Source organism: Streptococcus mitis (assembly GCF_965111725.1).
Classification (GTDB): domain Bacteria; phylum Bacillota; class Bacilli; order Lactobacillales; family Streptococcaceae; genus Streptococcus; species Streptococcus mitis_DV.
Genome location: NZ_OZ217341.1, coordinates 1,800,033 through 1,814,952 on the forward strand (window position 1 = coordinate 1,800,033; position 14,920 = coordinate 1,814,952).

General features: G+C 40.7%; 10 protein-coding genes. 2 read left to right on the plus strand and 8 right to left on the minus strand.

The window, feature by feature from the left end; genetic code table 11:
* Positions 1 to 9: 9 nt before the first annotated feature.
* The 3 genes from glf to ACLV7Q_RS08720 form a co-directional block, all read right to left on the minus strand.
* Positions 10 to 1,110, minus strand: coding sequence for a UDP-galactopyranose mutase (glf, locus tag ACLV7Q_RS08710; RefSeq protein ID WP_218757195.1), 1,101 nt, complete (start codon positions 1,108 to 1,110; stop codon positions 10 to 12).
* Positions 1,111 to 1,397: 287 nt separating this feature from the next.
* Complete coding sequence (locus tag ACLV7Q_RS08715) at positions 1,398 to 3,356, minus strand: peptide ABC transporter substrate-binding protein (RefSeq protein ID WP_218757196.1); 1,959 nt, start codon at positions 3,354 to 3,356, stop codon at positions 1,398 to 1,400.
* A gap of 196 nt (positions 3,357 to 3,552) precedes the next feature.
* A complete protein-coding gene (locus ACLV7Q_RS08720) occupies positions 3,553 to 5,160 on the minus strand; it encodes a glycoside hydrolase family 13 protein (RefSeq protein ID WP_001156789.1) in 1,608 nt (535 codons plus the stop codon).
* Between the two features lie 152 nt (positions 5,161 to 5,312).
* Between ACLV7Q_RS08720 and ACLV7Q_RS08725 the strand changes: the two genes are divergently transcribed.
* Together ACLV7Q_RS08725 and ACLV7Q_RS08730 are read left to right on the plus strand one after the other, a co-directional pair.
* Complete coding sequence (locus ACLV7Q_RS08725; protein WP_050259728.1) at positions 5,313 to 6,797, plus strand: DUF1846 domain-containing protein; 1,485 nt, start codon at positions 5,313 to 5,315, stop codon at positions 6,795 to 6,797.
* 94 nt (positions 6,798 to 6,891) lie between these two features.
* Entirely contained in the window at positions 6,892 to 7,374 is a 483-nt protein-coding gene (locus ACLV7Q_RS08730) for an S-ribosylhomocysteine lyase (protein ID WP_000032547.1), read from the plus strand.
* Between the two features lie 164 nt (positions 7,375 to 7,538).
* Here ACLV7Q_RS08730 and ACLV7Q_RS08735 read toward each other — a convergent pair whose 3' ends face one another.
* The 5 genes from ACLV7Q_RS08735 to rsmH form a co-directional block, all read right to left on the minus strand.
* Positions 7,539 to 9,644, minus strand: a complete 2,106-nt coding sequence (locus tag ACLV7Q_RS08735; RefSeq protein ID WP_218757856.1) for an ATP-dependent Clp protease ATP-binding subunit — start codon at positions 9,642 to 9,644, stop codon at positions 7,539 to 7,541.
* Positions 9,645 to 10,291: 647 nt separating this feature from the next.
* The gene (mraY, locus tag ACLV7Q_RS08740) at positions 10,292 to 11,272 is read right to left on the minus strand and encodes a phospho-N-acetylmuramoyl-pentapeptide-transferase (RefSeq protein ID WP_000470795.1); all 981 of its coding nucleotides are present in this window, start codon (positions 11,270 to 11,272) and stop codon (positions 10,292 to 10,294) included.
* 1 nt (position 11,273) lies between these two features.
* Complete coding sequence (pbp2X, locus tag ACLV7Q_RS08745; protein WP_218757855.1) at positions 11,274 to 13,526, minus strand: penicillin-binding protein PBP2X; 2,253 nt, start codon at positions 13,524 to 13,526, stop codon at positions 11,274 to 11,276.
* A gap of 3 nt (positions 13,527 to 13,529) precedes the next feature.
* Entirely contained in the window at positions 13,530 to 13,847 is a 318-nt protein-coding gene (ftsL, locus tag ACLV7Q_RS08750; RefSeq protein ID WP_137995949.1) for a cell division protein FtsL, read from the minus strand.
* Between the two features lie 11 nt (positions 13,848 to 13,858).
* The gene (gene rsmH / locus ACLV7Q_RS08755) at positions 13,859 to 14,809 is read right to left on the minus strand and encodes a 16S rRNA (cytosine(1402)-N(4))-methyltransferase RsmH (protein WP_068844027.1); all 951 of its coding nucleotides are present in this window, start codon (positions 14,807 to 14,809) and stop codon (positions 13,859 to 13,861) included.
* Positions 14,810 to 14,920: the final 111 nt, after the last annotated feature.

Sequence of the window (14,920 nt, forward strand, 5' to 3'; positions counted from 1 at the left end):
ATCCTTGCATTATTGTCCCAACTCTTCCGCGACTACTTCCAAAGCCCGTTCAATGACCACATGCATGTCATAGTATTTATAATCTGCTAAACGACCACAGAAAATAACCTTGTCATTTGTTGCCGCTTCTTCCTGATATTTGGCAAAAATAGCATTGTTTCTCTCATCATTGATTGGATAATAAGGTTCATCTCCTCGTTTCCAATCAGCTGGGTATTCACGAGTAATGACCGTTTTAGCTTGTGTACCATACTCAAAGTGTTTATGCTCAATAATGCGAGTATAAGGAATTTCTCGTTCTGTATAGTTGACAACTGCGTTTCCTTGATAGTTTTCTTCATTGAGAACTTCATGCTCAAAACGAAGACTACGATATTCTAACTCACCATGTTTATAATCGAAGTATTGGTCAATCATCCCTGTAAAGACAACCTTTTCAGCAGAAGCTTCTAATTCCTGACGATTGGCAAAAAAGTCAAGACCAAGTTCTACTTCCACATCCTTGAGCATATTTTCGATGATGACGTTGTAACCGCCAATTGGAATACCCTGGTAACGGTCATTGAAGTAGTTATTATCAAAAGTCAAACGAACTGGTAGACGTTTGATGATAAAGGGTGGAAGGTCAGTCGCAGAACGTCCCCATTGCTTTTCAGTATATCCTTTAATCAATTTTTCATAAATATCTGGACCGATCAACTTGATAGCCTGTTCCTCTAAGTTTTTCGGTTCAACGTCCTTCATATGAGCCGTTTGCTCAGCAATCTTATTTTTGACTTCTTGAGGGGTTTTTGTCCCCCATATAGCATAGAAAGTATTCATATTAAAAGGTAGATTATAAAGGCTACCCTTGTAATTAGCTAGAGGCGAGTTGATGTAGTTGTTAAATTCAGCAAATTGATTCACATAATCCCAAACTTTTTTATTAGAAGTATGGAAGATATGAGCACCGTATTTATGAACATTAACCCCTTCTACATTCTCACAGTAGATATTTCCACCAATGTGGTCACGTTTATCAATAACTTTTACTTTTTCCCCACGCTTGGTTGCTTCATAAGCAAAAATTGCTCCCGACAAACCAGCACCAACGATTAGATAGTCGTACATAGTCTCTCCCTTATCATTTATCTTTACATCTCCTTAATTATAGTAAAAGAGAGAATCTTATACTCTTCGAAAATCTCTTCAAACCACGTCAGCGTCCATCTGCAACCTCAAAGCTGTACTTTGAGCTAACTTCCCATTTACTCTTTGATTTTTATTGAGTATTCGTTTCAATCTATTTTAGCACAAAACAAATCATTTCTCAGTTTTCAATAGCCGAGTGATTTAAAAAGACAAGCACCAAAACTGATATTTGTCTTTATGATTTTGCTTGAAAAGGCTATTTCTAACTATTTAACATGTTTTTCTGCTTCTTTTTGAGCTTTTTCGATTGCTTTTTTGCTTTCTTGCTCCCATTTGGTCTTAGCTTCTTCATACTGCTTGGTTGTCACAGTATCTTTTTGCAGTTTCATGTACTTGTAGTTATTGCCATCACCCTTGATGCCGACGAGTGAATACCCTCGTGTAAATGGTGTCACTTTGGTTACAGATGCTGTACCACCACTTGACATGGCTGACATAATCAGAGAATTGTCAATCATCCAAGCCTGTGCTTCAGCATATTTTTCATAGCGCTTGGCTACATCTTTATTTTCACTATCTGCATCTTTGAGCATCTTAGTGTAGGTATCAAGCCCCAAGCTAGCAATCTTAGCTTTATCTTCCTGGGCATCTAGACCAAAGATCTTGAGGTAGAACCCATCCTCTGCATTGAAAGGATTGAGATAGGTTGACGGATCTTGGTAATCACCTACCCAACCATCAAAGTTCAAATCATAGTCACGATCAGCTGGAGTCGGCGCTAAAAAGGCTACATTATTAAAATCATCTGTTGAAAGTTGCTGAACATCAATGACAATGTTATCAGCACCTAAAACTGACTCAAGGGTCTGCTTAACTGAGTTCATGCCTGTCACGGCATTTTTACTTGTCTGATCAACAGCTACATCCAAGTGAATTGGGAAGGTCACACCTTGACTTGCCAATTCTTTTTTAGCTTCCGCAAATTTTGCTTGGGCTTTTTCTTTGTTGAAATAGGCATCCTGAGCATCTGCCAGGTTAATACCTGACCATTCTGTGCCATAGTTGACCAATTTAGAAGCAACTACTTCTCCAAAGGTCTTGTCTCCAACTTGGACAAATGTAGGAGGCACCAAGGTGTTACGAAGGGTCTTGCTAGCCGCTTCTTCCCCATTTGACTGGGCAGAATAGGCTGTGCGGTCCAAGGCAAAGTTCACTGCTTGACGGAAGTTTTTGTTCAAGACAGCTGTCTCAGTTGACTTCTTCTGCTCATCTGTCGTTTTAGACGTATGGTTGTAAGCCTTACGGTTGACGTTGAAATTGAAATACCAAGAAGTCTTGTCCTGCAAGCTATAGATGATATTATCCTTATATTTCTCCTTGGTCTTGGCGAAGTTAGAACTATTTGGATAAACCCCAGCGATTGAATAAGCTCCACTTTCAAAGTTACGGATAGTCAATTCTTGGTCTGAACCATCAAAGTAAGCCAATTTCACATGTTCAATTGATACTTTGTCATGATCATAGTAATGCGGATTCTTCACATACTCAATAGATGATTTTGATGTGAAATCTTTTAACAAGTAAGGTCCACTGTAAAGAATGCTATCTGGAGATAGAGTCCCAAAATCTTTCCCTTTTGAATTTAAAAACTCTTCATTTACCGGGAAAAGAATACTATTGGTTGTTTTTGAATTCCAGTAAGGCTCTGGGCGTGCCAAAGTATACTCAACAGTCTGGTCGTCAATGGCCTTCACCCCAACCTTAGAAAAGTCAGAATCCGCTCCTGTAATATAATCATTCAAGCCCTTGATTGAATTTTGAATCAAGTCAATGGCCTGGGATTTATTATCCACTGCGTACTTGATACCTGTCACAAAATCTTGTGCCTTGACTGGGGCGTACTCTTCACCGTCAGCCGTGAACCATTTGGCATCTTTTCTCAATTTATAGCTATAAGTCAGACCGTCGCTCGACACAGACCAGTCTTCTGCCAAAGACGGAACTAGGTTTCCATGGTTGTCATTTTCAAGTAAACCATCAACTAGGTTGGTGATAATCGATGTATTATCAGCGTAGTAGTCTAACAAGTAGTTAAATGTAGTTGGGTTTCCACTAAAGGTTGATGAGTAAGTTTTTGTATCTGAACCTGATTGTCCGCAAGCAGCTAAAAGCAAAGCAGCCGCAAAAGTCAGGCCTGCACTAAGGACACGCTTTTTTGTAGTCATCTTCTTTCTCCTTTATGTTAGTTTTTGTAACATAGGTTTATTTTACCAAAATAGTGGAAATTTGTAAAGTTAATTGAATTTCTAGAATGAAAGTTTATAAACTTTAGGAATTAAAAAAACAAAGAATTTCTGTCTTTCATACAGTCCTCCCTTGTTTTTATACGATTTCAATTTTAAATTTTTCTGTAAAAAATATTTATAGTAATTCCACACAGAAAGCATCCCATGGAGCTAAGATTTGTTTTTCAAAGACTTCTTGAGCTAGGGCGTTTTCAATCAAGACAGATTTGACGTTTCCTTCTACTGTCATGTCTTGCTCTTCATTGGATAAGTTGGCCACAACTAGGAAGCGACGGTCGCCATCTTTACGGATATAGGCAAAGACCTTGTCAGCTGTTTCCAATAGTTCAAAGTCAGCTCGAATCAGCCAGCTATTCTCCTTACGGATTTGAACCAGTTTCTGATAAGTATAGAAAATAGATTCTGGATTTGCCAGCGCTTTCTGAACGTTGATTACTTCATAGTTTGGATTGACTGCCAACCAAGGCTGACCTGTCGAGAAACCAGCGTTTTTGCTCTCATCCCATTGCATTGGAGTACGGGCATTGTCACGTCCAATGACACGGATACTGTCCATGATTTCTTCCATCGAAACACCTTTTTCAAGAGCTTCACGCGCATAGTTAAGGGATTCAATATCTTCTACTTGGTCCAGCGTTTCAAACGGATAGTTGGTCATCCCAATCTCCTCACCTTGGTAGATATAAGGAGTTCCTCTCATGAGATGAAGTAAGATTGCAAAGGCTTTGGCAGATTTTTCGCGGTATTCTTGGTCATTTCCCCAGATTGATACGATACGAGGAAGGTCATGATTGTTCCAGAAGAGCGAATTCCAGCCATCCTCAACTCCTAACTCTGTCTGCCATTTGTTGAAGATTTCTTTTAACTTAGCAATATTCAGTTCTTTTTGATAGTGCCACTTAGGTTGCCCTTCCTGATACTGAAGACCGATATGTTCAAACTGGAAGACCATAGACAATTCTTGTCCCTTTGGATCTGAGTAGAACTTAGCAATCTCTGGAGTTGCTCCCCAGGTTTCCCCTACTGTCAAGAGATCCTGATCTCCAAAGGTCGCTTGATTCATTTCCTTGAGATAAGGGTGGAGCATAGGACCATTATTGACTACTTTCTCGTCAGGAATTTTCCCAATCATGTCAATGACATCCATGCGGAAACCGCCAATCCCTTTATCAATCCAGAAACTCATCATCTCATAAATTTTCTGACGAAGTTTTTCATTTTCCCAGTTGAGATCAGGCTGTTTCTTACTGAAAAAGTGAAGATAGTATTGACCTGACTTTTCATCGTATTCCCAAGCAGAACCACTAAAGATAGAATCTAGGTCGTTGGGTTCATCCCGCCAGATATAGTAGTCTCGCTCAGGGCTGTCGGGATTTTCACAGGCCTCGACAAACCAAGCATGCTCATCTGAGGTATGATTGACCACTAAGTCCATGATGATACGAATATCACGCTTCTTAGCTTCCGCGATCAGTTGGTCCATATCTTCCATGGTCCCGAAAATAGCCGCAATCGCTTGATAATCAGCAATATCATAGCCATTATCATCCATAGGACTGTCATAAACTGGAGAAAGCCAAATAGCTGTAATCCCCAGCTTGGCTAGATAGTCTAACTTACTGGTAATACCTGGCAAATCACCAATTCCATCTCCGTTGCTATCCATAAAGCTCTTAGGATAGACTTGATAAACCACGGCATTGTGCCACCATTTTTCTTGCATCTTCTTACCTCATTATTTTAATAATCTATAGTCTATGATAGCGCTTTTTAGAATTTTGTGCAAGCGTTTGCCTAATCTTTTTGATTCCTTTTTTGACTCCATAGTTTCCTAACTTCCAATTTTTTATTATAATAGAGGTCAGAGGTAAAAAAATGAAAAAACAAGCTTTTAGTTCTGAACAATATTTGAATCTACAACGCGACCACATTTTGGAGCGCATTAACCAATTTGACGGCAAGCTCTACTTGGAGTTTGGTGGCAAAATGCTAGAAGATTTCCACGCTGCTCGTGTCCTTCCTGGTTATGAGCCTGACAATAAAATCAAGCTCTTACAAGAATTGAAAGAGCAGGTTGAGGTTGTGATTGCTATTAATGCTAGCAATATCGAGCATTCCAAAGCACGTGGTGACTTGGGCATTTCTTATGACCAAGAAGTTCTTCGGTTGATTGACAAATTCAATGAACTGGGAATTTTTGTTGGCTCTGTTGTCATCACACAGTACGCTGGTCAACCCGCTGCAGATGCCTTCCGCAACCAACTTGAGAAAAACGGAATTGATTCTTATCTTCATTATCCAATCAAAGGATATCCGACGGATATGGATCACATCATTTCTCCTGAAGGTATGGGAAAAAACGACTACATCAAAACCAGTCGTAACTTGATTGTCGTAACCGCTCCTGGACCTGGTTCTGGAAAATTGGCAACCTGTATGTCCAATATGTACCACGACCAAATCAATGGTATCAAGTCTGGCTACGCTAAATTTGAAACCTTCCCAGTTTGGAATCTTCCCCTTCATCACCCAGTCAATTTGGCCTACGAGGCTGCCACAGCTGACCTTGATGATGTCAACATGATTGACCCTTTCCATCTTCAAACCTATGGAGAAACCACTGTCAACTACAACCGTGATATCGAGATTTTCCCAGTGCTCAAACGTATGTTGGAACGTATCCTAGGAGAGTCTCCATACGCTTCTCCAACAGACATGGGTGTCAACATGGTTGGTTTCGCTATCACAGATAACGAGGCTGCCATTGAAGCCTCTAAACAAGAAATCATCCGTCGCTACTATCAGACTGTTCTTGATTTCAAAGCCGAAAAAGTGGGCGAATCTGCTGTCAAGAAAATCGAGTTGCTCATGAACGACCTCGGCATCACACCTACAGACCGTAAGGTTGCTGTCGTTGCCCGTCAAAAAGCAGAAGAAACTGACGGACCAGCTCTAGCCCTTGAATTACCAAATGGGGAAATCGTCACAGGTAAGAACTCTGAACTCTTTGGCCCTACAGCCGCTGCTCTTATCAACGCCATCAAGAAATCAGCTGACATCGCTAAAGAAGTAAAACTAATCGAACCTGAAGTTGTTAAGCCAATCCAAGGTCTTAAAATTGATCATCTCGGTAGCCGCAATCCACGCCTTCATTCAAATGAAATCCTGATTGCACTTGCTATCACAGCTACAGAAAATCCTGATGCTGCTCGTGCTATGGAAGAACTTGGCAACCTCAAAGGAAGCGAAGCCCACTCAACCATCATCTTAACCGATGAAGACAAGAATGTCCTTCGCAAACTAGGTATCAATGTAACCTTTGACCCTTACTACCAATACGACCGCTTGTATCGCAAGTAACGATTTCAACCTCTCCACCCTCGGAGAGGTTTTCTCTCTGTCTCAGGAGCCGGCTTTATGTTATAATGAAATTAGAAAACTGAAAGGATTTACCATGTCAAAAGAAGTTATTGTTGAAAGTTTTGAACTTGACCACACTATTGTTAAAGCACCCTATGTCCGCTTGATTGGGGAAGAAACAGGGCCAAAAGGAGACATCATCTCCAATTATGATATTCGCTTGGTGCAACCAAACGAAGACTCTATCCCTACCGCTGGTCTTCACACTATTGAGCACCTCTTGGCAAAACTCATCCGTACCCGCATCGACGGCATGATTGACTGTTCACCATTTGGTTGCCGTACAGGCTTCCACATGATTATGTGGGGGCGCCACACTAGTGCCGAAATCGCGGCCGTTATCAAGGATTCGCTCAAAGAAATCGCTGAGACTACTACTTGGGAAGATGTCCCTGGAACAACCATTGAATCTTGCGGAAACTACAAGGATCACAGCCTCTTTTCTGCTAAAGAATGGGCGAAACTCATCTTGGAACAAGGAATTTCAGATGATGCCTTTGAGCGTCATGTGATTTAAATGTAAAAGGAACCAGTTTTTTCAGCTGGCTCCTTCTTTTTATTCTCAAAATCTTGGCTTATACTCAATGAAAATCAAAAAGCAAACTAGGAAACTAGCCGCAGGCTGTACTTGAGTACGGCAAGGCGACGTTGACGTGGTTTGAATTTGATTTTCGAAGAGTATTAGGCTTTTTCACGAATAACTAAACCACCATCTTCCATATCTGCTTCCAGATGTTTGGCATCTAGGTGATCCAAGTGGAAGTCTGTCACCTTATCACGAATTTCTTGTTCAACCACGCGACGGAGAGGGCGAACACCCATGACTTCGTCATAGCCTTCTTCTGTGATATAGTCCTTAGCCGCTTGACTGACTACCAAATCAATGCCTTTCTTAGCCAAGGTTTGGTTGACTTCAGCCAACATCAAATCCACAATCTTAGAAAGATCTTCCTTGGTCAAGTGTGAGAACTCGATAACTGCGTTAAAGCGGTTGAGGAACTCTGGTCGGAAGAATGGTTTCAAACGATCCATCAATTCTGGTTTATCCGCATCTTCTGTCAAGTTGGCTTCATAACCAAATCCAGCATTTGAGGTCGCGATAATGACAGTGTTTTTAAAGTTAACGGTATTTCCTTGACCATCCGTCAAACGACCATCATCTAGGACTTGAAGGAGAAGGGTAATGACTTGAGGATCAGCCTTTTCAATTTCATCCAAGAGAATGATAGAGTAAGGATTGCGACGCACACGTTCTGTCAAGGTATTGCTATTGTCATCATAACCCACATATCCTGCTGTTGTACCAATTAGCTTAGAAACAGCTGTGCGGTCACTGTATTCAGACATATCCAAACGGATGATCGCATCCTTAGTTCCAAACATATCGAGTGCCAATTGCTTAGCAAGTTCTGTCTTACCAACCCCAGTTGGTCCTACAAAGAGGAAGCTACCAATTGGGCGATTACCTTCATCAAAACCAGCACGGTTACGACGGATAGCACGAGCTACCGCTTCTACCGCCTTGTCTTGGCCAATTACCTTATCTTGCAGACGATGAGCCATATCTTTCAAACGCTCGATGTCTGACGCTCCCATTTGTGACACTGGAATACCCGTCATTCGTTCTACAGATTCAGCCACATCGTTGACACTTGCAGTCACTTTCATATCTTCTGTGTGGTTTTCGATTTTCTTTTCCAATTCTGCAATGCGTGTTTTATAGTTTAGAGCTGCTTCAAAATCTTCTGCCTCAACAGCTTTTTCTTGCTTGTCTTTTTCTACCTCTATTTCACGTTCAACAGCATGCACATCTGTTACTGGATGTTGAGCTGCCAAGTGAGCCGCCGTTACATCGACAAGGTCGATAGCCTTATCTGGCAAGCTACGTTGAGGAATATACTGAACAGAATAATCCACTGCTGCTTTCAAAACTTCGTCTGGCAAGATGACATTGTGGTGTTGTTGATAGAGGTCACGAATTCCTTGAAGAATTTTAAAAGTATCCTCTGCTGAAGGAGCATTGACCTTGACTTCGTTGAAACGACGAGCAAGAGCAGCATTCTTCAAGATGGTGTTACGGTATTCATCCTGAGTCGTTGCCCCAATCACTGTCAATTCTCCACGAGAGAGAGCTGGCTTGAGAATATCCGCAAGCCCTTTAGAACCACTGTCTCCACCAGTGCTACCAGCACCGAGAATTTGATGAATTTCATCAAAGAAGAGAATGATATTTCCCACTTCTTTTACTTCATTGACTAAGTTTTGAACGTTTTCTTCAAAGCTACCACGGTATTGAGTGCCAGCCTCAAGGCCTGAAATATCAATGGAAATAATTTCCTTATTCTTAATAGCAGCTGGAACATCACCGTTCACAATGGCTTGTGCCAAGCCTTCGACAACTGCTGTCTTACCAACACCTGCGTCTCCGACTAAAACAGGATTGTTCTTAGTACGGCGTGAAAGAATTTCAGACGTTTCTTGAATTTCCTTGTTTCGTCCGATAACAGGATCCAACTTGCCCTCGCGAGCTTCTGCTGTCAAGTTTCGACCTAGTTTAGCAAGGACACCGTCTTGTTTCATACTTGAAGCCTGTTGTGGCATTCGGCCATCAACTTCTACATTTCCTGGCAATTGACCCGTTGCACGATAGTGAGCAAATTCCTCAGGTGTGACTTCACGTCCATTAATCAAGTAGCGACGATTTTCAGAACTATATCCTCGCATACCACCCATCAATTGGTTAAATAAATCATCCATGTTGTTAAAATTATTAAAGTTGTTGTTCATACTCTGTACCTCTTTTTGTTATTTATTATTACTGATATTGACTATCTTTGACCTTTGTTTTAAAAAATTTAGATTAGCTAAATCGCTACTCTAGGTACTATTTCTGGTTTTTCTTTTTCAAGCAGGAGTAGACTATCTTTACTTCTGAAGATTTCTAGATTAAACATAGACCCCACCTCTTTCTATTTTACTTTAAATAATACTCTTCGAAAATCTCTTCAAACCACGTCAGCTCTATCTGCAACCTCAAAACAGTGTTTTGAGCAACCTGCGTCTAGCTTCCTAGTTTGCTCGTTGATTTTCATTGAGTATAAGTGTTCGAGTAAGGCTTTCATTTACCTTACGTTCATAATATACTACATTGGTCAGAAAAGGTCAAGGATTTTGACTTTGATTGACCAATGTTTTTTATACTCTTCGAAAATCTCTTCAAACCACGTCAGTTCTATCTGTAACCTCAAAACAGTGTTTTGAGCACTTCCTAGTTTGCTCGTTGATTTTCATTGAGTATAAGTGTTCACGTAAGGCTTTCATTTACCTTACGTTCATAATATACTACATTGGTCAGAAAAGGTCAAGGGATTTGACTTTAATTGACCAATATTTTTAAAAAAGCAAAAACACCCTGAAACATCAGGGTGCCATTCTTACATCAAATATAAAATTGCTAGGGTCAGGAGACTTGCTAGAAGCCCCACTCCCCAAAAGAAGAAGTCAACCTTCCACTCGCTCCAAGGATTTCCTTTACCAGACAATCCTCCAAGCTCAAAATGGTGATGTACAGGCGTCATACGGAAAATACGTTTACCACCTGTCAGTTTGAAATAACTTACTTGCATCATAACCGAAGTTGTTTCAAAGACATAAACAATTCCGATAATCAAGAGAGTCCATTCTTGGTGGAGTGCCATAGAGATAGCTGCCAGCATTCCACCGAGAGCTAAACTTCCCACATCCCCCATAAAGACCTTAGCAGGCTTATGGTTAAAGACAAAGAAACCAAGCAAACCACCGATCATAGCAAGAATCACTAGAAGGATATCCATCTGACCTTGCACATAGGCAATAACTCCATAGGCAGACAAACTAATCACAACGGAAATACTAGCTAAACCGTCAATACCGTCTGTCAAGTTGACTGCGTTTGAAAAACCGACTAACCAGAAAAGAGCGAAGATAATATAGAAAATCCCTAGATGCACTTGGTAACCAAAGACAGAAAGCATATCTCCACCGCGCTCATAGAAAAGGTAGAAAATGACGCCACCTAGAATCTGAAGAGCTAATTTCTGTTTGGGATTAAGGCCCTCATTGATTTTACGAAAGACCTTGAGAAAGTCATCTAAAAATCCGACAAGTCCATAAAGGACCAAGATGAACAAAATCATTCCGACATTATTAGTCAATTGTTTTGCAAAAAGAGCAAAAAGGAAACTCACCACAACTGCAGCAATGAGGAAAACAAGTCCCCCCATAGTTGGCGTCCCAGCTTTTGCCTGATGCTGTTTGACATCCTCATGCATCTGCTGGCCTGTAATTTGCGCCTTTCTATAAAATTGGATAAAGGCCGGAATTCCTACTAAAGTTAGTAAAAATGTCACAATTCCAGCACTAATAGAAATAAACATATTAGTCTCCTAAAGTTAATTTAATTTTTTTAATGTTTTTGATAGCTGTATTAGTCCGAACATCCTGCTTCTGAACAACGGAACCTGAACCTTCAAATTCCAGTTCAATATCCAACCATTTAGCAAAGGTCTCGGCAGTCTCTTTTTTCCAGCCATACATGTCTGGAATTTCTTCTACCTTATCCGATAAAAGGAGAACTTGTTGGTTTGGTGCAAGATTGGTCCCTTCTTCTACAGAAGTCTCTTTAATCTTTGTTCCAGTACCTACAACGATTGGTTGCACAATATTTCGGCGTAAGGCTTCCGCCAACTCACCAGGTGAAATATCCTTGATGCTAGGCATTGCATAAGAAGATTCTGTCGTAACTTTATCTAAATTTTTGGCTGGAGATTGAAGATTGAGAGATTCTTTCATAGCTGAAGCCCGCTCCAAGATTGGGGTGGCAAATTCTCCCAACTGGATACCTGAATAATGCTCAGGCTGTTGAACCGTTACATACAAGATAAAATCAGGATTTTCAGCAGGATTCATAGTCACAGCTGAGAAAATATAATTGGTAGAACCAACCAAGTATCCTCCATTTTTCTCATCAGCGATTTGAGCCGTACCGGATTTAACTGCTACATTTTGTCCAGGAACTGTTATAATTGGCTTTCCTGTGTAGTGATTATACATAGTTCCATATAGAGGGTCCGTCCCAACTAAGATCATGTGATTTCGAGTTGTGCTTGCTGCCTCTTTGGAAACAGGATTTCCTACTATTTCTTTTTGTGACTTACGTACAGACTGATTGTTAGTATCATAAATAGCACTTATAAATTTTGGCTCCAGCATAACTCCATCATTAGCAATAGCTGTAAAGGCACGAAGCATTTGTGTTTGTGTCACTGAAATTCCTTGCCCAAATGAGCTTTGAGCAATACTAACAATATTATCAGCTGGAAGTTGACCAGCGTATTCATCTGTCAAGCCAAAGCGAGTTGGAACCCCAAATTTAAAGCGTTTTAGATAATCCAACCAAGTAGCATCTCCCATTTTTTGTTCAAGTAGACTCATTCCAACATTACTGGAGTGAGCGAAACCTTGTAAGAAAGTCATCATCCCACCAGTAGTCAAACCTTCATTAACATCCCAATCTCGAGTCGTCGCATCCGCTATTTTGAATTCACTGCTATTGAAGTATTCTCCACTTGGGAAGGTATTATTATCAATAGAAGAAGCTAACGTCATAACCTTCATGGCTGATCCTGGTTCATAGTTACTTTGATAAAGAATATCACGCCAAACAAAGTCCTCAGTGATTCCTTCTTTAGTATCTGCATTAAAGGTAGGTCGTTGGGTGGTAGCGAGGATTTCACCGGTCTTTGCACTGACCAAGGTCGCGGTCATATACTTACCTTTTACTTTTTCTAGAAAGGCATCCATCTGAGTTTCCATGAAAGATTGTAGCGGACTAGACAATGTTGTATAAACATCCTTGCCATCTACCGTTTGTTGGGAAACTTGTTCTGTTCCAGGGACAATATTACCCAGACGATCTTTTTCATAGGTAATAATACCGTCTTTCCCTGCAAGAATACTGTTCAAGGAACTCTCCATCCCAGAAGTTCCCAGCAAACTCTTGCTACCATCCTCATTTTCATGAAGTTGGGCTAAGCCAATAAAGCTAGAAGCAAATTGTCCATTTGGATAGCTTCTGTTAGGGCTAGTTGTAAAGTCAATCCCTTCCACACTAGCATCTTTCAAATCCTTTTTAATAGCCATCATATTGGCATATGTAATCCCATTTCCTTTTGCACCAAAGGAAACCTGGGTCAGATTTGGTTGAGCTAATTGCTCTTTCACATAAGCTTCATCCATATCCAAATACTTATGGAAGACTTCAGCTACCTTATTAAACTGCGAATCCTCTACATAAAGAATTTTACCCGTTGCTGACTTGTATTTTTTATCAATAACAGCATAGACGTTATAAGAGGTCGCATCTTCAGCGATAGGCACTCCATTTCGGTCATAGATAGTTCCGCGTTTGGCAGGAACTGTGCGAGTTGTTTGGTGAACTTTCTTAGCCTCTTTTACTAGATCCGTTCCAAATTTACTACCACTCCCGATAATAACAGCAAAATTGACCAAAAAGACAGCGAAAAGTACGACAGCTAACAAGCTGATGTACTTCCCCACTATTTTACGGTTTTCTACAGGAGATTTACGGTTTCTAATCGCAAATCGGGTTATTTTTTCTGTCCACTTCATATCTTACTCCGCTGATCGAATATTCTCATTATTCAATTTTAAGTCCTTAGAATTTGCGATTTCTTTCAAACGTTCTGCACGTAATAGTTCATTGACCTCTTGCTTGGCATCGTCCAATTCGGTCTTCTTTTCCTCTATCTGCGCATTGATTTTTGTCAAATCATTCTGCACTTGCAAGAGCTTGGTCTGCATAAAAATAATACTAATGGCTACAATAAGAGTGGTTACAGCAATGGAAAAGTAAAAAGCTTTTTCCACACGCGAAAACCGTTTAAGTTGCATCTGTAGTATTTGACCTGTTTTTTCCATTCTTTCTGCCATCTTTTTTCCTCTTACTTGTGAATTTTTCTGGCCACGCGCAACTTGGCTGAGTGCGAGCGGTTATTGGCTTCTAATTCTTCTGCACTTGGCAAGATTGGCTTACGGGACACCAATTCCATCTTAGGCTTGAGATCATCTGGGATGAAGGGCAAACCTTTGGGAACTTCAACCGTTGAAGCTTCCTTGAACAATTGCTTGGTCAAGCGGTCTTCCAAGGAATGAAAGGTAATCACTGAAATTCTACCATCCAGAGCCAACATATCCATAGCCTGCTGGATAGATTCATCCGCCGCTCCCAGCTCATCATTGACTTCAATTCGAATAGCCTGGAAAATCTGCTTAGCAGGATGCCCCTTCTTCTTGAGTTCCTTGGCAGGTTTGGCCGACTTGATAATCTCTGCCAATTCAGTCGTTGTCTCGATTGGCTTGACTTCACGTGCCTGTTCAATCTTACGCGCAATCTGTTTAGAGAATTTGTCCTCGCCATACTTAAAGAAAATACGAACCAAGTCATGATAGTCATAGTGGTTCACCACTTCATAGGCTGTCAGACTAGCATCCTGATTCATCCGCATGTCCAGTGGCGCATCCTTTTTATAAGAAAAACCACGCTCACGCTGATCCAATTGAGGACTAGACACTCCCAAGTCATAACAAATTCCATCAATTTCCTGAACACCAGCTTCGCGCAAACGTGCCTGTAAATGACGAAAATTATCCTTGATAAAGGTTACCATCCCTTTTTCGATATAGGGTGCCAAACGTTCCTGCGCATTGTCAATGGCATTCTGGTCCTGGTCAAAGGCATAGAGATGGCCCTTTTCACTTAATTTACTTAATAAATATTCGCTATGGCCCGCTCCACCCAAAGTCGCATCAACGTAGATACCGTCAGGCTTTACGTCGAGCATATCAATCGTTTCGTGGAGTAAGACCGTTACATGATGAAATTCTTTTGTCATATCTTATCTATTTTACCACAAATCTGACTAGCTTGCACTAGTCAGACAAATAGGCCAAAAACAAGTAAGATTTCTTTAAGAAATATGTCAAATATGCTTGACATTCGCTCT

Coding starts and splice junctions, on each gene's coding strand:
- ACLV7Q_RS08725 (WP_050259728.1), top strand. CDS start 5,313: ATGAAAAAACAAGCTTTTAGTTCTGAACAATATTTGAATCTACAACGC.
- ACLV7Q_RS08715 (WP_218757196.1), bottom strand. CDS start 3,356: ATGACTACAAAAAAGCGTGTCCTTAGTGCAGGCCTGACTTTTGCGGCT.
- ACLV7Q_RS08720 (WP_001156789.1), bottom strand. CDS start 5,160: ATGCAAGAAAAATGGTGGCACAATGCCGTGGTTTATCAAGTCTATCCT.
- ACLV7Q_RS08730 (WP_000032547.1), top strand. CDS start 6,892: ATGTCAAAAGAAGTTATTGTTGAAAGTTTTGAACTTGACCACACTATT.
- glf (WP_218757195.1), bottom strand. CDS start 1,110: ATGTACGACTATCTAATCGTTGGTGCTGGTTTGTCGGGAGCAATTTTT.
- ACLV7Q_RS08735 (WP_218757856.1), bottom strand. CDS start 9,644: ATGAACAACAACTTTAATAATTTTAACAACATGGATGATTTATTTAAC.
- pbp2X (WP_218757855.1), bottom strand. CDS start 13,526: ATGAAGTGGACAGAAAAAATAACCCGATTTGCGATTAGAAACCGTAAA.
- rsmH (WP_068844027.1), bottom strand. CDS start 14,809: ATGACAAAAGAATTTCATCATGTAACGGTCTTACTCCACGAAACGATT.
- ftsL (WP_137995949.1), bottom strand. CDS start 13,847: ATGGCAGAAAGAATGGAAAAAACAGGTCAAATACTACAGATGCAACTT.
- mraY (WP_000470795.1), bottom strand. CDS start 11,272: ATGTTTATTTCTATTAGTGCTGGAATTGTGACATTTTTACTAACTTTA.